Annotated in this window: 17 protein-coding genes; 9 read left to right on the top strand and 8 right to left on the bottom strand. The window is 67.0% G+C overall.

Annotation, left to right across the window (positions count from 1 at the left end; genetic code table 11):
• Positions 1-99 precede the first annotated feature (99 nt).
• Complete coding sequence (gene glmS, locus AC5P6H_RS02110; protein WP_014648482.1) at positions 100-1938, top strand: glutamine--fructose-6-phosphate transaminase (isomerizing); 1839 nt, start codon at positions 100-102, stop codon at positions 1936-1938.
• Between the two features lie 445 nt (positions 1939-2383).
• Complete coding sequence (locus tag AC5P6H_RS02105) at positions 2384-2815, top strand: CBS domain-containing protein (protein WP_014648481.1); 432 nt, start codon at positions 2384-2386, stop codon at positions 2813-2815.
• A gap of 67 nt (positions 2816-2882) precedes the next feature.
• On the opposite strand, the gene AC5P6H_RS02100 is transcribed toward AC5P6H_RS02105, so the two are convergent.
• Together AC5P6H_RS02100 and gloA are read right to left on the bottom strand one after the other, a co-directional pair.
• Positions 2883-3311: a VOC family protein gene (locus AC5P6H_RS02100; RefSeq protein WP_049404183.1), complete on the bottom strand. Its 429-nt coding sequence runs from the start codon at positions 3309-3311 to the stop codon at positions 2883-2885.
• Between the two features lie 90 nt (positions 3312-3401).
• Positions 3402-3917 carry a lactoylglutathione lyase gene (gene gloA / locus AC5P6H_RS02095; protein ID WP_111206406.1) on the bottom strand — a complete coding sequence of 172 codons (516 nt, stop codon included), beginning with the start codon at positions 3915-3917 and terminating at the stop codon, positions 3402-3404.
• A 126-nt stretch (positions 3918-4043) separates the two neighbouring features.
• On the opposite strand from gloA, the gene AC5P6H_RS02090 reads away from it, so the two are divergent.
• A complete protein-coding gene (locus tag AC5P6H_RS02090) occupies positions 4044-5156 on the top strand; it encodes a PLP-dependent cysteine synthase family protein (protein WP_495202275.1) in 1113 nt (370 codons plus the stop codon).
• Positions 5157-5294: 138 nt separating this feature from the next.
• Here AC5P6H_RS02090 and AC5P6H_RS02085 read toward each other — a convergent pair whose 3' ends face one another.
• Positions 5295-5699, bottom strand: a complete 405-nt coding sequence (locus AC5P6H_RS02085; RefSeq protein WP_014648478.1) for a hypothetical protein — start codon at positions 5697-5699, stop codon at positions 5295-5297.
• A 170-nt stretch (positions 5700-5869) separates the two neighbouring features.
• On the opposite strand from AC5P6H_RS02085, the gene AC5P6H_RS02080 reads away from it, so the two are divergent.
• Positions 5870-7900: a M3 family metallopeptidase gene (locus tag AC5P6H_RS02080; protein ID WP_032961226.1), complete on the top strand. Its 2031-nt coding sequence runs from the start codon at positions 5870-5872 to the stop codon at positions 7898-7900.
• A 71-nt stretch (positions 7901-7971) separates the two neighbouring features.
• Here AC5P6H_RS02080 and AC5P6H_RS02075 read toward each other — a convergent pair whose 3' ends face one another.
• The 3 genes from AC5P6H_RS02075 to AC5P6H_RS02065 all read right to left on the bottom strand — a co-directional run bounded on the left by AC5P6H_RS02075 (position 7972) and on the right by AC5P6H_RS02065 (position 9922).
• On the bottom strand, positions 7972-8775 hold the full coding sequence (locus tag AC5P6H_RS02075) for an SDR family oxidoreductase (RefSeq protein WP_032961223.1): 804 nt from the start codon (positions 8773-8775) through the stop codon (positions 7972-7974).
• A complete protein-coding gene (locus AC5P6H_RS02070) occupies positions 8772-9338 on the bottom strand; it encodes a DUF1415 domain-containing protein (protein ID WP_049406028.1) in 567 nt (188 codons plus the stop codon). Before AC5P6H_RS02070 ends, AC5P6H_RS02075 begins: the two co-directional genes overlap by 4 nt.
• A gap of 101 nt (positions 9339-9439) precedes the next feature.
• On the bottom strand, positions 9440-9922 hold the full coding sequence (locus tag AC5P6H_RS02065) for a YajQ family cyclic di-GMP-binding protein (RefSeq protein ID WP_006471121.1): 483 nt from the start codon (positions 9920-9922) through the stop codon (positions 9440-9442).
• Positions 9923-10077: 155 nt separating this feature from the next.
• Between AC5P6H_RS02065 and AC5P6H_RS02060 the strand changes: the two genes are divergently transcribed.
• The 3 genes from AC5P6H_RS02060 (at position 10078) to AC5P6H_RS02050 (ending at position 12878) form a co-directional block, all read left to right on the top strand.
• Positions 10078-10974, top strand: coding sequence for a DMT family transporter (locus tag AC5P6H_RS02060; RefSeq protein WP_014648474.1), 897 nt, complete (start codon positions 10078-10080; stop codon positions 10972-10974).
• A 210-nt stretch (positions 10975-11184) separates the two neighbouring features.
• A complete protein-coding gene (locus tag AC5P6H_RS02055; RefSeq protein WP_014648473.1) occupies positions 11185-12192 on the top strand; it encodes a methionine ABC transporter ATP-binding protein in 1008 nt (335 codons plus the stop codon).
• Positions 12189-12878, top strand: a complete 690-nt coding sequence (locus tag AC5P6H_RS02050) for a methionine ABC transporter permease (RefSeq protein ID WP_014648472.1) — start codon at positions 12189-12191, stop codon at positions 12876-12878. Before AC5P6H_RS02055 ends, AC5P6H_RS02050 begins: the two co-directional genes overlap by 4 nt.
• Before the next feature lie 96 nt (positions 12879-12974).
• Here AC5P6H_RS02050 and AC5P6H_RS02045 read toward each other — a convergent pair whose 3' ends face one another.
• Positions 12975-13577: a lipocalin family protein gene (locus AC5P6H_RS02045; RefSeq protein ID WP_014648471.1), complete on the bottom strand. Its 603-nt coding sequence runs from the start codon at positions 13575-13577 to the stop codon at positions 12975-12977.
• 128 nt (positions 13578-13705) lie between these two features.
• On the opposite strand from AC5P6H_RS02045, the gene AC5P6H_RS02040 reads away from it, so the two are divergent.
• Together AC5P6H_RS02040 and AC5P6H_RS02035 are read left to right on the top strand one after the other, a co-directional pair.
• Positions 13706-14029, top strand: a complete 324-nt coding sequence (locus AC5P6H_RS02040) for a hypothetical protein (RefSeq protein ID WP_032961212.1) — start codon at positions 13706-13708, stop codon at positions 14027-14029.
• A gap of 69 nt (positions 14030-14098) precedes the next feature.
• Positions 14099-16195: a prolyl oligopeptidase family serine peptidase gene (locus AC5P6H_RS02035; protein ID WP_126411375.1), complete on the top strand. Its 2097-nt coding sequence runs from the start codon at positions 14099-14101 to the stop codon at positions 16193-16195.
• 118 nt (positions 16196-16313) lie between these two features.
• Here AC5P6H_RS02035 and AC5P6H_RS02030 read toward each other — a convergent pair whose 3' ends face one another.
• A complete protein-coding gene (locus AC5P6H_RS02030; protein WP_049439989.1) occupies positions 16314-17507 on the bottom strand; it encodes a pyridoxal phosphate-dependent aminotransferase in 1194 nt (397 codons plus the stop codon).
• Positions 17508-17516: the final 9 nt, after the last annotated feature.

The raw sequence follows: 17516 nt of genomic DNA, 5'->3' as shown, positions 1-17516 counted from the left end.
CCGCGGACACCTTTCCGGACACTTTCATTAAGCGGACAGGAGGGGGAAGCCGGACACGCGGGCTAGAATGCGCCGATCGTCTTCAAGGAAACGCGTGACATGTGTGGAATCGTGGGTGCAATCGCCGATCGCGACGTGGTGCCGGTGCTGATCGAAGGCCTGAAGCGGCTTGAGTACCGTGGTTACGACTCCTCGGGCATCGCGGTGATCGATCACGCCGAGCGCCCCGAAGTACGTCGTGTCCGCCGCACCGGTCGCGTGTCGGAAATGGCCACGGCGGCCGAGGCCGAAGGGTTCAATGCGGTGCTGGGTATCGGCCACACCCGCTGGGCCACCCACGGCGGCGTCACCGAGGCCAACGCGCATCCGCACATCAGCCACGGCGTGGCGCTGGTGCACAACGGCATCATCGAGAACCACGAAGAGCAGCGCGAGAAGCTGCGCGCGCTGGGCTACACCTTCGAGTCGCAGACCGACACCGAAGTCATCGCGCACCTGATCCATCATCACCTGAAGGGCGGCGATGACCTGCTGGTGGCGCTGCAGCACACGGTGAAGGAGCTGACCGGCGCCTACGCGCTGGCCGTGGTCAGCCGCGCCGAGCCGGAGCGCTTCGTCTGCGCGCGCATGGGCTGCCCGCTGCTGGTGGGCCTGGGCGAGGGCGAGAACTTCGTCGCCTCCGACGTCTCGGCGGTGATCTCGGCCACCCGCAAGGTGATCTTCCTGGAAGAGGGCGACACCGCCGAGATCCGTCGCGATGGCGTGCGCATCTTCGATGAGCATGACCGGCCGGTCGAGCGCGATGTGCACCTGTCCGACGTGTCGCTGGCATCGCTGGAGCTTGGCCCGTACCGCCACTTCATGCAGAAGGAAATCCACGAGCAGCCGCGTGCGCTGGGCGACACCATCGAGGCGGCGATCGACGCCGGTGGTTTCCCGGCCGAGCTGTTCGGCAAGAACGCCGAAGCGGTGCTGTCGGGCATCGAGGGCGTGCAGATCATTGCCTGCGGCACCAGCTACTACGCCGGCCTGACCGCGCGCTACTGGATCGAAGCCATCGCCGGCCTGCCGTGCAGCGTGGAGATTGCCAGCGAGTACCGCTACCGCGCCGCGTATGCCAACCCGAAGCACCTGATCGTCACCATCTCCCAGTCCGGCGAAACGCTGGATACGATGGAGGCGCTGAAGTACGCCAAGGCGCTTGGCCACAAGCACACGCTGTCGATCTGCAACGTGCCGGAAAGCGCGATTCCGCGCGCCAGCGAGCTGGTCTGCTACACCCGCGCGGGCGCGGAGATCGGCGTAGCTTCGACCAAGGCCTTCACCACCCAGCTGGCCGCGCTGTTCCAGTTGACCGTGGTGCTGGGCAAGCTGCATGGCCGCATCGACGCGGCGCAGGAAGCGGATTACCTGGAACAGCTGCGCTTCCTGCCGGGCAGCGTGCAGCACGCGCTGAACCTGGAACCGCAGATCGCGGCGTGGGCCGAACGCTTCGCGCGCAAGTCCAATGCGCTGTTCCTGGGCCGTGGCCTGCATTACCCGATCGCGCTGGAAGGCTCGCTCAAGCTCAAGGAGATTTCCTACATCCACGCCGAGGCCTACCCGGCGGGCGAGCTGAAGCATGGCCCGCTGGCGCTGGTGGACGAGGACATGCCGGTGGTGGTGATCGCCCCCAATGACAGCCTGCTGGAGAAGGTGAAGTCGAACATGCAGGAAGTGCGCGCCCGTGGTGGCGAGCTGTTCGTGTTCGCCGACCAGGACAGCAACTTCAATGAGTCCGAAGGCGTGCACGTGATCCGCACGCCGCGCCATGCCGGCGTGCTCAGCCCGATCGTGCACACCATTCCGGTGCAGCTGCTGGCCTACCACACCGCGCTGGCACGCGGCACCGACGTGGACAAGCCGCGCAACCTGGCCAAGAGCGTGACGGTGGAGTAACACTCCCGGATCCGTCGAATGCTGCATGCGAAAAGGGGCCCGCGTGGCCCCTTTCGTTTGCGTGGTCGGCCATGCCAAGTGGGACAGCCACCGGGTGTTCTGTCCGCCGTCGGCAGCAGGCAATCATTCTTTAATGCGCGGCATCGGCTGTATTCAGCGGCGGTTTCAGCCGCGGTGCCATTCTCTGGATCGTCGGTTGGTTCCCACGACGAACTGTCCATCGATGCCGGTAGTGACCGATGGTCGCAGTCGTAGAATCGATTTGACCGAGGTCCGGGTTGAGCGGTTGAGCCCACCTCGTTCGCGTTGCAGCACATCGCCTGCCGATCCATTCCACGCGGCGGGCGGGTGCGCCAGACGTGCGCTGAAAGGTCTGTTCCCGGGGAGGGGGCGTATCGGAAGAGCACACTTTTTTGACTTCAGTGACCTGCACCAGGAAACAAGAATGAACGTCCGCGAACTTCTGCAATCCAAGAAAGAAGCTGTCATCACCATCGACGCCGAGGACACCATCGGTGCCGCCGCCCACAAGATGAGCGCGAACAGGATCGCTGCGCTGGTGGTGATGAAGGACGATGCCCCGGTCGGCATCATTTCCGAGAAGGACATCGTGCGTACCCTGGCCGACGACGGCCCGCAGGCCGGCCGCCGGGTGATCTCCAGCCTGCCGTCCACCGGCCTGGAAGGCATTGCGCCGGACGCGACGCTGAAGCAGGCCATGTCGTTGATGACGTACTCGCGGCGCCGTCATCTGATGGTGACCGACGGCAACCAGCTGGTCGGCATCCTCAGCCTGGGCGATATCGTGAAGAACCTGCTGGGCGAGCTGGAACTGGAAAAGGCCGTGCTTCAGGACATCTACATGGCCGCCCACTGAGGGCTGCAGCGCTGGAAGCAGGGAAGCCGGGCATTGCCCGGCTTCTTCGTTCACGGCTTCGGTGATATCAGAACGTGACCTTCACCGAGTCGGCGCTGTAGTTCGCAGGACCGTGATAGACCACTTCGATGTTGTTGCCGTCCGGGTCGAGCACGAAGGCGCCGTAGTAGCCCGGGTGGTAGGGGCGTTCGCCCGGCGCGCCGTTATCGGTGCCGCCGGCGGCGATCGCGGCGGTATGGAAGGCATCGACGGTGGCGCTGTCGCGGGCCTGGAAGGCCAGATGGTGCCGGCCGGTCAGCTGGCCGGCGGCGGCCTCGCTGCTGGCGCTGGAAATGAACAGCTCATCGGCCCAGAAGTAATCATCGCCTTCGCCGGCGATCGGGATGCCGATGGTGTCGAACACCGCCTGGTAGAAGCGGCGGCTGGCCGCCAGGTCACGCACCACCAGCTGGATGTGGTCGATCAGGCGGCCGCGGTGCAGTTCCATCGTTTCCATACGAACCTCGCAAAAAAGGGGACGGAGGGGATTAAGTCGCTTCCGGCCAATAGTGCCAGAAACGACTTAATCCCCTCCGTCCCCTTTTTGTCAGTTGGCGATGATTTCGACCCAGTAGCCGTCCGGGTCCTTGATGAAGGCCAGATTCTTCATGCGGCCGTCGGTCAGGCGCTTCTGGAAGGTCACGCCGAGGTCCTCGAAGCGCTGGCAGGCGGCCTCGATGTCCGGCACCGACACGCAGATGTGGCCGAAGCCGCGCGGGTCGCTGTTGCCGTCGTGGTAGACCGCGCCCTGCTGGGTCTCGGTGCCGTGGTTGTGGGTCAGTTCCAGCACGCCCGGCAGGCCGGCCATCCACAGGCGGCGCTGGCTGTCGTCTTCCGGCACCACTGCGCCGGCCGGCACGTAGGCCAGGAAGTACAGGCTGAACTGGGCGTCCGGGAAGTCGCGCTTGTCGATCAGCTGGTAACCCAGTACGCGGGTGTAGAAGTCCAGCGAGGCGGTGATGTCCTTCACCCGCAGCATGGTGTGGTTGAACACGAAGCCGCTGGTTTCGGCCGGGGCCTGGGCGGCGACGCCGGGGACATCGCGCAGGGCGGGAATGGTCATGGGGGAGGTCCTTCAGACGGGGCCGTTGCCGGCCGGATGGCCGCCATTCTACCGGCCCGCACCTGACGGCACCGCGACGTACAATGGCCGGATCGCACCGTTCCGTCCTGATAACGATTGCCCGCCATGTCGCAGCGTGAATGGGTGGCCGCCGCCATCCGCAAGATCGAAGCCGATTTCAACCGTTCCGCCGATACCCATCTGATCCCGCTGGCGCTGCCCGGGTTCGAGGGCAGCGACCTGTACCTGAAGGACGAGTCGAGCCATCCCACCGGCAGCCTCAAGCACCGGCTGGCGCGCTCGCTGTTCCTGTACGCGCTGGCCAACGGTTGGTTGCGCGAGGGCCGGCCGGTGATCGAGGCCTCCAGTGGCTCGACCGCCGTGTCCGAAGCCTATTTCGCGCGCCTGCTGGGCCTGCCGTTCATTGCGGTGATCCCGGCCACCACCTCGCCGGAAAAGATCGCGGCGATCGAGTTCCATGGGGGCCGCTGCCACCTGGTCGAGCGCGCCTGCGACCTCAACTGTGATTCGGAAAAGCTGGCCCGCGAAACCGGCGGCCACTTCATGGACCAGTTCACCTATGCCGAGCGGGCGACCGACTGGCGTGCCAACAACAACATCGCCGAATCCATCTTCAAGCAGATGGCCGAAGAGCCCAGCCCGGTTCCGGAATGGATCGTGTGCAGCCCGGGTACCGGCGGTACCGCCGCCACGCTGGGCCGTTATGTCAGCTACCGCCGGCATGACACCCGCATCCTGTGCGCGGACCCGGAAGTGTCGGTGTTCTTCGACGGCTACAAGGCTGCCGTGGCCGGTGAACAGGACTGGCGTGGACTGACCTGTAGCGGTGGCTCGCGCGTGGAAGGCATCGGCCGGCCACGGGTGGAGCCGAGTTTCATCCCGACCAGTGTCGATGCGATGGTGAAGGTGCCCGATGCGCTGAGCCTGGCCGCGATGCGCCATGTCAGCCGCCAGCTCGGCCGCCGTGTCGGTGGCTCCACCGGCACCAACTTCATCGGCGTGCTGCAGGCCGCGCAATGGATGCGTGAGGCGGGCCACCAGGGCAGCATCGTCAGCATCCTGTGCGACAGTGGCGAGCGCTATGCGCAGAGCTATTACGACCCGGCGTGGTATGGGCGACAGGGGATCGATGTCGACGGCGCCGATGCGCAGCTGGCGGCGGCGGTGGCCGGGCAGGGGTTGCCCGAACTGCCGTGGTGCAGCCTGGAGCCGTTGTAACGCGGCAACGCACGGCCGGCCGTGCATCGGCTGGGTAGCGTCTACTGTTGGTCGACCGCTCCACGTTCAGGTCGCCGGAATCCCGCGCTGCGCGCGAAAGTCGACCCACAGTCGACTCCACCCGGTCGCCGGGGCGTCTCAATACCCCGCTGCGGTGAACGCATCCAGCACCGCATCGCGCAGCGCATCAGGCAACGCCTCGATGTCCATCGCGCGGTCATCCAGGTGCAGGCTGGGGTCCAGGATGCTGGCGCGTCCCTGGGCCAATGCCTGCAGCCACAGCAGCACGCAGATCACGAACTCGCGCTCGTGGCCCAGCTGCAACTGGCTGGCGCCGCGCTCGATCACCTCGAACGGGTACCACTCCTGGGCATCGTTGAACGTGCCGCCCTGCTGCAATACCGCCTGCAGCTGCTCCAAATGGCGGGGGGCGTCGTCGCCGGCATCGCACAGCGCGGCGATCCAGGCCAGTTCTGCCGGGCTGGCGGACAGCGCCAGCGAGCGCGCCGGTGAGATGGATGCCACTGCAGCCAGACCTTCCATGTAGGGCCTCGTTCGGTAAGTACCGCTGCGGACTCCCCCGCAGCCAGAGCTTCGGTGCGCGGCCGTCAGGCCGACGTGAACGCCGGCGCATGCCCCCTTGTCAGCCGCGCCTGTCAGCGCCATATCTGGGAAGCTGCCCGCCCGCCGGGCCCGTTCCCTGGAGATCTGCCGTGACCGTTGCCAACCCCCTGCTCGACTTTTCCGGACTGCCGCGCTTTGACGCGATCCGCCCCGAGCACGTCGCGCCGGCGCTGGATGTGCTGCTGGCCGAGGCCGAAGCTGCCGTCAGCGCAGCCGAGCGGGTGCAGCCGGTGCGTTGGGACACCTTCGTCACCCCGCTGGATGACGCCACCGAGCGCCTGTGGCGTGCCTGGGGCCTGGTCGGCCACCTGCAGGGGGTGGTCAACACCCCGGAACTGCGTGAGGCCTACAACGGCAACCTGCCGCGGGTGACCCGTTTCGCCAGCGCGCTGGGCCAGAACCTGGCGCTGTATCGCCAGTACCAGGCACTGGCCGCCAGCCCGGAGGCCGCGCATTTCAATGAAGCCCAGCGCAAGGTGCTGGACAACACGCTGCGTGACTTCCGCCTGGGCGGTGCCGAGCTGGCACCTGAGGCGCAGCAGCGCTTTGCGGCGATCAAGGAGGAACTGTCGGCGCTGTCGGCGAAGTTCTCGCAGAACGTGCTCGACGCCACCGATGCATGGTCGCTGTACATCGAGGACGAAGCGCGACTGCTGGGCCTGCCGGAAGACGTGAAGGCTGCCGCGCGCGCTGCGGCAGAGAAGGACGGCAGGACCGGCTGGAAACTGACCCTGCAGATGCCGTGCTACCTGCCGGTGCAGACCTGGGCTGAAGACCGCGACCTGCGCGAGATCCTGTACCGTGCCAGCGCGCAGCGTGCATCGGAGTTCGGCGATGACGCGCTGGACAACAGTGGCAACATCGACCGTATCCTTGCCCTGCGCGCCGAACTGGCCGCGTTGCTCGGCTTCGATTCGTACGGCCATTACTCGGTGGCGACCAAGATGGCGCAGGATCCGGCCGAAGTGCTGGGTTTCCTGCGTGACCTTGCCGCGCGAGCCAAGCCGTTCGCGGCCAAGGACCGCGCCGAGCTGGAGCAGTTCGCACGCGAGCAGCTGGGCATCGATGACCTGCAGGCCTGGGACCTGGCGTTCGCCGCCGACCGCCTGAAGCAGGCGCGTTACAGCTATTCCGAGCAGGAAGTGAAGCAGTATTTCACCGAACCGAAGGTACTGGGCGGCCTGTTCTCGGTGATCGAGCAGCTGTATGGCCTGCATGTGCAGGAAGACAGCGCACCGGTGTGGCACGAAGACGTGCGCTTCTTCCGCCTGGTCGATGCGCAGGGCGCGCTGGTCGGCCAGTTCTACCTGGACCTGTACGCACGCGAGGGCAAGCGCGGCGGTGCGTGGATGGACGATTGCCGCAACCGTCGCGTGCGTGGCGACGGCAGCGTGCAGACGCCACTGGTCTACCTGGTGTGCAACTTTGGCCGGGGCGCCAACGGCAGGCCGGCGACCTTCAGCCACAATGAAGTGACCACGCTGTTCCATGAGATGGGCCACGGGCTGCACCAGCTGCTGACCCGCATCGGCGAACTGGGCGTGGCCGGCATCAACGGCGTGGAATGGGACGCGGTGGAGCTGCCCAGCCAGTTCATGGAGAACTTCTGCTGGGAATGGGACCACCTGCAGGGCATGACCGCGCACGTGGACAGTGGCGAGCCGCTGCCGCGCGCGCTGTACGAGCGCATGCTGGCGGCGCGCAATTTCCATAGCGGCATGGCCACGGTGCGCCAGCTGGAGTTCGGCCTGTTCGACATGCTGCTGCACAGCCAGTTCGAACCGGCGCAGGACAGCGTGCTGGCACTGCTGGACCGAGTGCGCGCGGAAGTGGCCGTGAACCACCCGCCGGTCTGGAACCGCTTCCCGCACCAGTTCAGCCACATCTTCGCCGGTGGTTACGCCGCGGGTTACTACAGCTACAAGTGGGCCGAAGTGCTCAGCGCCGATGCCTACGCCGCGTTCGAGGAAGCGCCGCAGGCACTGGCTGAAACCGGTGCACGCTTCCGCGATGAGATCCTGTCGCGTGGTGGCAGCCGCCCGGCGGCGGAGAACTTCAAGGCCTTCCGCGGCCGCGCGCCGCAGATCGACGCGCTGCTGCGGCACTCGGGCATGGCGTAAGCGAAAAAAAGGGGACGGAGGGGATTAAGTCGTTTGTGCACAAACGACTTAATCCCCTCCGTCCCCTTTTTCTATTCGGCGTAGATCATCTTCCGGGTCATGCCGCCGTCGACGATGAAGTCCTGGCCGGTGCTGAAGCCGGACAGCGACGACAGCAGGTACACCGCCAGCGCGCCGATGTCCTCGGGGCGGCCGACCCGGCCGACCGGGTGCTGTGCCTGGTCGATGGCGGAGTACTCCGGTGCGTGTCGCCGCGAGGGAGCTTGCCAGGCCGTGGTGCCGATCCAGCCCGGACTGATGCTGTTGACCCGCACCGTTGGGCCGGCACTGATCGCCAGCGCATGGGTGAACGCCACCAGCCCGCCTTTGGCCGCAGCATAGGCCTCGCTGTGCGCTTCGGATTGCCAGGCGCGGGTCGAGGCGATGTTGATGATTGCGCCGGCGGCGCTGGCCGTCAGCGCCGGTAGTGCGTGCTTGCTGCACAGGAAGGCGCCGTGCAGCGAGGACAGGCGGCGCTGCCACTCGTCCCAGTCCATGTCCTGCAGCTGCGTGCCATGCGGTCCGGCGATGCCCGCGTTGTTGACCAGCCCGTCGATACGGCTGAAACGCCGCAGGGCCACGGCGATGAAGTCGCGCACGCTGGCTTCGTCGGTGATGTCCAGGCGCTGGAATGCGGCCTCGCCACTACGCTGCCATTCCGCCAGGCACGCCTCGCCGGCCTCCACGTCCAGGTCGCCGATCAGCACGCGTCCGCCGGCACCGAGCACGGCCTGTGCGATGCCACGGCCGATGCCGTTGGCGCCGCCGGTGACCAGCACCACCTTGCCCGACAGCGGCGCGGCCGGCCATGCGGCAATCGGCGGCACCGTGCTCACGTCAGGTCTTCGCCACGCAGGCGGCGATGCCAGCCGTCCACGCCGATGCGGTCCAGGGTCTGGATGTTGCGCTCGACGATCACGTCCGGGTCCGGATAGACATCCACTGCGCGCGCCACGCTGTCTTCGCGCAGCAGGTGCAGGGTGGGGAAGGGCGCGCGATTGGTGTAGTTGCTGGCGTCGTCCGCTGCCACGCCGTCGAACTGGTAGTCCGGGTGGAAGCTGGCCACCTGCAGGATGCCCTGCAGGTCCAGTGCCTCGATCGCGGCGTCGGCGTTGTCGAGGAAATCGTTGTAGTCGAGGAAGTCCGTCAGCACCTGCGGATGCACGATCAGCGTGGTATCGATCTGCTCGGCCGGCGTATCGCGCAACAGCACCAGTTCCTCGGCCAGCTGCTCAACCAGCGCTTCCGGCGTGGTCGCATCACTGAGCACGATGCGGACCTGGTCCTTCACATACACCGCCTTGGCGAACGGGCACAGATTCAGGCCGATGACGATGCGCTCCAGCCACAGGCGGGTGGCAGCGATCGGGTCATCGGTGGGCAGGGGGGAATCGGTCATGGCGGGCACGTCGGCTGGCGGGGCCGCCATTGTAGGCGCGTCGTTGGCAACGCGCCGTCGTGCCTGCCGCTGGCAGCGCCGGGGCATGCCCGGCGGATGCCTCAGTCGCGGAAGTTGTTGAACTGCAGCGGCAGCTCGAACTTGCCGGCCTTGAGCACGGCGATGGCGTCCTGCAGGTCGTCGCGCTTCTTGCCCTGCACGCGCAGCTTGTCGCCGTTGATCTGGCTTTCCACCTTCAGCTTGGCATCCTTCAGCGCCGCCGCGATCTTCTTGGCGATCTTCTGCTCGATGCCCTGCTTGACGGTGATCTTCTGCCGGGCCTGGGCCAGGTTGGTCTCGATGTCGCCGAACTCCAGGCTGAGCACGTCGATGCCGCGTGCGGCCAGGCGAGCACGCAGGATGTCGTTCATCTGCTTGAGCTGGAATTCGGTCGGCGCGGTCTGGTTGATGACATCGCCGTCGCGCTCGAACTTTGCGTCCACGCCCTTGAAGTCGAAGCGGGTGGCCAGTTCGCGGTTGGCCTGGTCGATGGCGTTGGTCAGCTCGTGGGTGTCGACTTCGGACACGACGTCGAAGGAAGGCATGGGCGGTGCTCCGCAGGTTTCAGTGGCGATCATTCTATCGCGAGGGCCCGCATGCCCGTCCCCTGTAGAGCCGAGCCCACGCTCGGCGGCTTTGTGAAGAGCAGCCGAGCGTGGGCTCGGCTCTACAGAAAGCGACGACCGGGCGATAATGGGCCATGAACGTGCAACGCTCCCCTTCGCGTGCGGTGGCCTGGATGGTCGCTGCGGTCGCCTGTTTCTCGCTGATGGACGCTGGCATGAAGCAGCTGTCGGCCAGCTATCCGACCCTGGAAGTGACCTTCCTGCGCGGCGCGGCCTCGTTGCCGTTCGTGCTGGTCTGGGTGTTGGCCAGCGCCGGCCCGCGCTCGCTGGTGCCGCGTCGCTGGGGCCTGCACCTGCTGCGTGGCGCGCTGGGCATGGCGATGATCGGCTGCTTCGTGTTCGCCCTGCGCGACCTGCCGCTGTCCACCGCCTACACCATCTATTTCGTCGCCCCGCTGCTGATCGCCGCCTTGTCGGTACCGCTGCTGGGCGAGCGGGTCGGGCCACGGCGCTGGGTCGCCATCGGCATCGGCCTGGTCGGCGTGCTGGTGGTGCTGCGGCCGGGCGTGGACGGTTTCATCTCGGTGCCCGGCCTGATGGTGCTGGCTGCGGCCACCGCCTATGCCGTGGCGGCGATCACGGTCAGCCTGCTGACCCGCACCGATACCTCGCAGTCGATGGTGGTCTGGTTCCTGGTGATCATGGCCATCGGTGCCGGCCTGCTGTCCCTTCCCGGCTGGGTGCCGCTGCAGCTGGCGCATGCGCCGCTGATCGCCGGCATGGGCCTGGCCGGGGCGCTGGGCCAGATCGCCCTGACCAAGGCGTTCCAGCTGGGAGAGGCCTCGATGATCGCGCCCTTGGAATACAGTGGCCTGGTCTGGGTGATCGGTTGGGATCTGGCCTTCTGGGGCCAGCTGCCTGATGGCTATACCTGGGTGGGCGCCGCGATCATCGTGGCTTCGGGGCTGTACCTGCTGCATCGTGAGCGCCTGAACCGGGTGCAGCCACCTAAGCCGCTGGACCATCCCTGAGCCGGTTGGGCCTGGGAATGGGGTCAGAGCCCCTGCGGGGATCCGACCCCGGGGTCGGATCCCCGCAGGGGCTCTGACCCCAGCCAACACGTCGGCGCGGGCGGCTTAGAACCAAAAGGAATAACATTCTGGCCCATGGCGCGGGCGCGCGACCGCCTGCGCTGGTAGGCTGCACGCCCCCTTCCGTCACCCAGCCGGTGAGCCACGCCCGTGATCGAGTTCCAGCGCCTGCACAAATCCTATGCCGTTGCCGGCCGCGAAGTCAGCGCGCTGCAACCGCTGGACCTGACCATCGAGGCCGGTGAGGTATTCGGCATCATCGGCCATTCCGGCGCCGGCAAGTCGACCCTGATCCGCATGATCAACCGCCTGGAAGAACCCAGCGGTGGCCGGCTGCTGATCGGTGGCGAGGATGTCACCGCACTGGACGCGGACGGCCTGCGCACGCTGCGCCGGCGCATCGGCATGATCTTCCAGCACTTCAACCTGCTGTCGTCGCGCACGGTGGCTGGCAATGTCGCCTTCCCGCTGGAACTGGCCGGCACGCCGCAGGCGGAGATCGACGCGCGCGTGGCCGAGCTGCTGCAGACCGTGGGCCTGGAAGCGCATGCGCAGAAGTATCCGGCGCAGCTGTCCGGCGGCCAGAAGCAGCGTGTCGGCATCGCCCGTGCGCTGGCGACCCGCCCGCAGATCCTGCTGTGCGACGAGGCCACCAGCGCGCTGGATCCGCAGACCACCGCCTCGGTGCTGTCGCTGTTGTCGAAGATCAACCGCGAGCTGGGCCTGACCATCGTGCTGATCACCCACGAGATGGACGTGATCCGCCGTGTCTGCGACCGCGTGGCCGTGCTCGATGCTGGCCAGATGGTCGAGACCGGTCCGGTTACCCGGGTGTTCCTGCATCCGCAGCACCCGACCACGCGGCGGTTCGTCAGCGAATCGGAGCACGTGGACGAAGGGGCGTTGCACCGCGATTTCGACGTGGTGGGCGGGCGCATCGTGCGCCTGACCTTCCTCGGCGGCGACACCTACGAACCCCTGCTGGGCAGCGTCGCGCGCCAGACGGGGGTCGACTACAACATCCTGTCCGGCCGTATCGACCGGATCAAGGACACCCCCTATGGCCAGCTGGTGGTCGCCCTGGTGGGCGGTGACCAGTCCGCCGCGCAGGCTGCCTTCGTGGCTGCCGGCGTGCATGTCGAGGAGCTGCGTCGATGATCATCGCCACTGCCGGCGGTTTCTTCCGTCACCTGGATGCGGGCAAGTGGGCCGACATCGGCCAGGCCACCTTCGACACCCTGCTGATGCTGCTCGGTTCGCTGCCGCTGACCCTGGCCATCGGCCTGCCGCTGGGCGTGCTGCTGTACCTGTTCGGGGCGCCGCAGATGAAGCGCCGGCCGTTTGCCTATGGCGTGCTGGCTCTGGTTGTGAACCTGCTGCGCTCGGTGCCTTTCATCATCCTGATGATCGTGCTGATCCCGGTCACGCTGTTCCTGATGGGTACCTCGCTGGGCGTGCGCGGCGCGATCGTGCCGCTGGTGATCGGCGCGGCGCCGTTCTACGCGCGCCTTGTCGAGACCGCGCTGCGCGAAGTGGATCGTGGCGTGATCGAGGCGACCCAGGCGATGGGCGCCACCACCTGGCAGCTGGTCACCCGGGTGCTGCTGCCGGAAGCACGACCGGGGCTGATCGCCGGGGCGACGGTCACCACCGTGGCCCTGATCGGCTTCACCGCGATGGGCGGTGCGATCGGTTCCGGTGGCCTCGGCGACCTGGCGTTCCGCGATGGTTACCAGCGTTCGCACACCGACGTGGCGCTGGTCACCGTGGTCCTGTTGCTGGTCCTGGTGCAGCTGCTGCAGATGCTCGGCGACCGCCTGGTCGCGCATTACAGCCGCAAGTAACAGAATGCCGGGCGGCAGCCGGCCAGCGGCCGGCTCTACCCGATTGCCGGGAAAAAAACGGTAGTGCCGGCCGCTGGCCGGCAATTCCACGTGCGGTCAACGCGCGTTCGGTACTTCGTAGCCCAGCTTCCCGACCTGTTCCGGATGCTGAGGCACGCGCTTGAGCTTGTCGGTGTTCACGCCGTACTCGTCGCGCAGGCGCTCGGCCAGCTCCTTGTACAGGGCTTTGTCCATGTCCGGCTTGCGCGCGAAGATCCAGGCCATTTCGCGGCCCGGATAACCGATCAGTGCCCATGAATAGTCCGGGGCCACTTCCAGTACCCGCGAATGGGTCGGCACCACGCGATAGAACCAGGTTCGCCAGCCATGGTTGCCGCTGTCCGGATCGACGCTGGCACGTGCGCGAATTTCCTGCAGTGGTTCGCCGAAGCCATCACGGTAGCGGTAGGTGATGGCGACCTTGTGCTCGTCGCGCAGCTCGTACTCGTTGACGCTGGCGACATGCCCGCGTTCGATGAAGTTCGGCACGCGGCCGATCACGTACCAGGTGCCCATGAAGCGCTTCAGGTCGATCGGCGCTCCCGGGTCGGCCGCGTCGGTGGCGCTGGCGCGGGGCGACGGCGGCTCACTGGCGGCCATGGCAGGACCTGCCAGGGACAGAGCCAGCAGCACGGCGCAGAACGGGCGGATCGAAGTCATGCGGGAGCGGGCTCCAGTGGGCTTGCACGCGCATGGTCGACTGTGTGCACGCGATCCGTCAATGGTGTCGCATCCTGTGAGAAGGGGCTTGCCCAAGCTGTGTTGCATTGTCTACCGGAGAAGCCCCCATGAACGCTCGTTCCGTCCGTCGCCCTGCAACTGAACGCGTCATCGAACGCGCCGACCCACGCCTGCTGCGCGGCGTGCGGCAACTGGCGCTGGCCGGGCTGGCGCTGATCCTGGTCTGGCCGGCGGCACGCGGCAGCAGCGCGTGGCTGGGCTGGCTGCCGATGTGGCTGGTGGGCATGCCGCTCGCCGCCTGGTGGGCGCTGCTGCGCTTTCCGCTGCCGCACCCGTCATGGCGATGGCGGGCGCGGCGTACCGGTGGACAGGCGCGCCGTCGGCCGGCTTCCGCCGCACGCGGCCGGCGCGGTCCGGCGGCCACGGCCTGACCTTCGACACGGGGGAGGCCGCGACATTCCGTGCTAGCGTTCCCCGGCTTATGACTGCCTGGAGCTGCAATGTCACGACTCGCTTCCGCCTGCCTGCTGGCCGGCATGATGACCGCTGCCTCGGTGGGGACCGCCGTGGCCGCTGAAGACACCGATCGCTACGCCTGGCTGGAGGACGTCACCGGCGACAAGCCACTGTCCTGGGTCAAGGAACAGAATGCCAGGTCCGAGGCGCGCCTGGCGCAGACCCCGGCCTTCAAGCAGATGGAGACCAGCATCCGCGAGGTGCTCGACTCCGACGCCAAGATTCCCGGCGTGCAGAAGATCGGTGACTACTACTACAACTTCTGGAAGGACCAGCAGCACGAGCGCGGCCTGTGGCGCCGCACCACCCTGGCCGAGTACCGCAAGGCCTCGCCGCAGTGGGAGACCGTGCTCGACCTGGATGCACTGAACAAGGCCGAGGGCGAGAACTGGGTCTGGCACGGCGCCGACTGCCTGCGCCCGGATTACAGCCGCTGCCTGATCGCGCTGTCGCGCGGCGGCGCCGACGCCGACGTCACCCGTGAGTTCGACCTGGCCAACAAGACCTGGATCAAGGACGGCTTCTTCCGTCCGGAGTCGAAGGGCGGCCTCAACTGGGTCGATCGCGACACCGTGTTCGTCTACACCGACTTCGGTGCCGGCTCGATGACCACCTCCGGCTACCCGCGCGTGGCCAAGCTGTGGAAGCGCGGCACGCCGATGTCCTCGGCCACCGTGGTGTACGAAGGCAAGCCGGAGGACATGTACATCGCGGCGATGCACGATGACACCCCGGGCTTCGAACGCAACCTGGTCAGCCGCACCCTGGCGTTCTACAACAACGAGCTCTACCTGCGTGGCGACGACGGCACGCTGACCAAGATCGACGCGCCGAACTCGGCCGAGAAGGGTTTGCACAAGCAGTGGCTGACCCTGGAACTGCGCGATCCGTGGACCGTGGGCGGCAAGACCTACGCGTCCGGTTCGCTGCTGGCGACGAAGCTGGACGACTTCCTGGCCGGCAAGCGCGACTTCGACGTGCTGTTCACCCCGACCGCGACCACCTCACTGGCCAGTGCCAGCTGGACCAAGAGCCACTTGGTGCTGAACGTGCTGGACGACGTCAAGAACCGCCTGTCGGTGCTGACCCCGGGTGCCGACGGCTGGCAGACCAGCCGCTTCGTCGGCGCCCCGGCCTTCGGCACGCTGGGCGTGGCTGCGGTGGACAGCAATGACAGCGACGCGGTGTGGCTGACCGCCACCGATTACCTGACGCCGACCACGCTGGCCCTGGCCGAGATCGGCCAGGCACCGGAAACGCTGAAGACCATGCCGGCCTTCTTCGATGCCAAGGGCAAGGTGATCGAGCAGCACTTCGCCACCAGCAAGGACGGCACCCGCGTGCCGTATTTCGTGGTGCACGACAGGGCGATGAAGCTCGATGGCTCCAACCCGACCCTGCTGTATGGCTACGGTGGTTTCGAGATCTCGCTGACCCCGAGCTATTCCGGTGGCATGGGTCGCGCCTGGCTGGAGAAGGGCGGCGTGTACGTGGTCGCCAACATCCGCGGCGGCGGCGAGTACGGCCCGCGCTGGCACCAGGCGGCGCTGAAGCAGAACCGTCACAAGGCCTATGAAGACATGGCCGCGGTGGCGCGGGACCTGGTCAAGCGCAAGATCACCAGCGCCAAGCACCTGGGCGTGCAGGGCGGCAGCAACGGTGGCCTGCTGACCGGCAACATGCTGACCCAGTACCCGGAGCTGTTCGGTGCGGTGGTGGTGCAGGTGCCGCTGCTGGACATGAAGCGCTACAGCCACCTGTTGGCCGGCGCCTCGTGGATGGCCGAGTACGGCAACCCGGATACCAGCGACTGGGAATTCATCAAGACCTTCTCGCCGTACCACCTGTTCAACGCGAAGAAGAACTACCCGCCGGTGCTGTTCACGACCTCCACCCGCGATGACCGCGTGCACCCGGGCCACGCCCGCAAGATGGCGGCGAAGATGATCGACGCCGGCAAGGACGTGACCTACTACGAGAACATCGAAGGGGGCCACGGCGGCGCAGCCAACAATGCACAGGCCGCGCATATGTCCGCGCTGGCCTACAGCTTCCTGTGGGAGCGGTTGGGCGGCAAGTAAGCAGAACGGAAAACGCCGCCCCAGGGCGGCGTTTTTCTTTACCGGTAGTGCCGGCCGCTGGCCGGCAACCGCATCATTCAGGCATTCCCGGCTTGCCGGCCAGCGGCCGGCACTACCCTCAACGTGATCCCTGCCAACGCTTCAACCCGCGCGCGATCCGCGCCACCGCCTCCTGCAACCGCGGTACTTGCTGGGTATACGCCAGCCGCACATGCTGGTTGGCGCGATGGAAGCCGAAATCCAGGCCCGGCGTGAACGCCACGTGCTCGGTTTCCAGGAAGTGCGCGCAGAACGCCTGCGCGTCGTCGGTGAACGCGCTGACATCGGCGTACAGGTAGAACGCGCCCTGCGGCTCGACTTCAATGCGGAAGCCGAGCTCACGCAACGCGGGCAGCAGGAAGTCGCGGCGTTGGCGGAACGCTTCCCGGCGCTGTTCGAAGATCGCCATCGATTCCTCGCTGAAGCAGGCGAGCGCGGCGTGCTGGGCGATGCTGGAGGCGCTGATGTACAGGTTCTGCGCCAGCTTTTCCAGGTCCGGTACCGCTGCAGGCGGTGCCACCAGCCAGCCCAGCCGCCAGCCGGTCATGCCGAAGTACTTGGAAAAGCTGTTCAGCACGAACGCGCTGTTGTCCACCTGCAGCACGCTGGGCGCATCCAGGCCGTAGGTCAGGCCGTGGTAGATCTCGTCCACCACCAAGTGGCCGCCCCGCGCGTGCAGGGCCTGCGACAGTGCCGCCAGTTCGTCGGCGGACAGCACGGTGCCGGTCGGATTGGCCGGTGAGGCGACCAGCGCGCCGACGCTGTCGTCATTCCAGTGCTGTTCCACCAGCGAAGGGGTCAGCTGGTAGGCGGTGTCCGGGCCGACCGGCACCAGCTGCGCGCCGCCCTCGACGAGGCGCAGGAAGTGGCGGTTGCAGGGGTAGCCGGGGTCGGCCAGCAGCCAGTGGCGGCCGGGATCGACCAGCAGGCTGCTGGCCAGCAGCAGCGCACCGGACCCACCCGGGGTGACCAGGATGCGTTCGGGATCGACATCCAGCCCATAGTGGCTGCGGTAGAAACCGCTGATCGCCTGGCGCAGCGCCGGCAGGCCGCGCGCGGCGGTGTAGCGGGTGTGGCCGGCGGCCAGTGCGGCCTGGCCGGCACACACGACGGGTTCGGCGGTAGTGAAGTCCGGTTCGCCGATTTCCAGGTGGATCACATCGTGGCCTGCCTGTTCCAGCGCCTGCGCGCGGGCCAGCAGGGACATCACGTGGAACGGAGCGATTTCATGGCTGCGCCGGCTGTAGCCCGGCGTGTGGGGCGGGGTGCTCATGTGCCCATG

The sequence above is a fragment of the Stenotrophomonas sp. YJH_SMC_110 genome (genome assembly GCF_059369255.1).
This window is presented reverse-complemented; position numbering and strand designations above follow the sequence as displayed.

Excerpts from the sequence above, each read along its gene's own strand:
- glmS (WP_014648482.1), top strand. The coding sequence starts at position 100 with ATGTGTGGAATCGTGGGTGCAATCGCCGATCGCGACGTGGTGCCGGTG.
- AC5P6H_RS02040 (WP_032961212.1), top strand. The coding sequence starts at position 13,706 with ATGAACGCTCGTTCCGTCCGTCGCCCTGCAACTGAACGCGTCATCGAA.
- AC5P6H_RS02090 (WP_495202275.1), top strand. The coding sequence starts at position 4,044 with ATGTCGCAGCGTGAATGGGTGGCCGCCGCCATCCGCAAGATCGAAGCC.
- AC5P6H_RS02065 (WP_006471121.1), bottom strand. The coding sequence starts at position 9,922 with ATGCCTTCCTTCGACGTCGTGTCCGAAGTCGACACCCACGAGCTGACC.
- AC5P6H_RS02085 (WP_014648478.1), bottom strand. The coding sequence starts at position 5,699 with ATGGAAGGTCTGGCTGCAGTGGCATCCATCTCACCGGCGCGCTCGCTG.
- AC5P6H_RS02030 (WP_049439989.1), bottom strand. The coding sequence starts at position 17,507 with ATGAGCACCCCGCCCCACACGCCGGGCTACAGCCGGCGCAGCCATGAA.
- AC5P6H_RS02050 (WP_014648472.1), top strand. The coding sequence starts at position 12,189 with ATGATCATCGCCACTGCCGGCGGTTTCTTCCGTCACCTGGATGCGGGC.
- AC5P6H_RS02070 (WP_049406028.1), bottom strand. The coding sequence starts at position 9,338 with ATGACCGATTCCCCCCTGCCCACCGATGACCCGATCGCTGCCACCCGC.
- AC5P6H_RS02045 (WP_014648471.1), bottom strand. The coding sequence starts at position 13,577 with ATGACTTCGATCCGCCCGTTCTGCGCCGTGCTGCTGGCTCTGTCCCTG.
- AC5P6H_RS02100 (WP_049404183.1), bottom strand. The coding sequence starts at position 3,311 with ATGGAAACGATGGAACTGCACCGCGGCCGCCTGATCGACCACATCCAG.
- gloA (WP_111206406.1), bottom strand. The coding sequence starts at position 3,917 with ATGACCATTCCCGCCCTGCGCGATGTCCCCGGCGTCGCCGCCCAGGCC.
- AC5P6H_RS02105 (WP_014648481.1), top strand. The coding sequence starts at position 2,384 with ATGAACGTCCGCGAACTTCTGCAATCCAAGAAAGAAGCTGTCATCACC.
- AC5P6H_RS02035 (WP_126411375.1), top strand. The coding sequence starts at position 14,099 with ATGTCACGACTCGCTTCCGCCTGCCTGCTGGCCGGCATGATGACCGCT.
- AC5P6H_RS02060 (WP_014648474.1), top strand. The coding sequence starts at position 10,078 with ATGAACGTGCAACGCTCCCCTTCGCGTGCGGTGGCCTGGATGGTCGCT.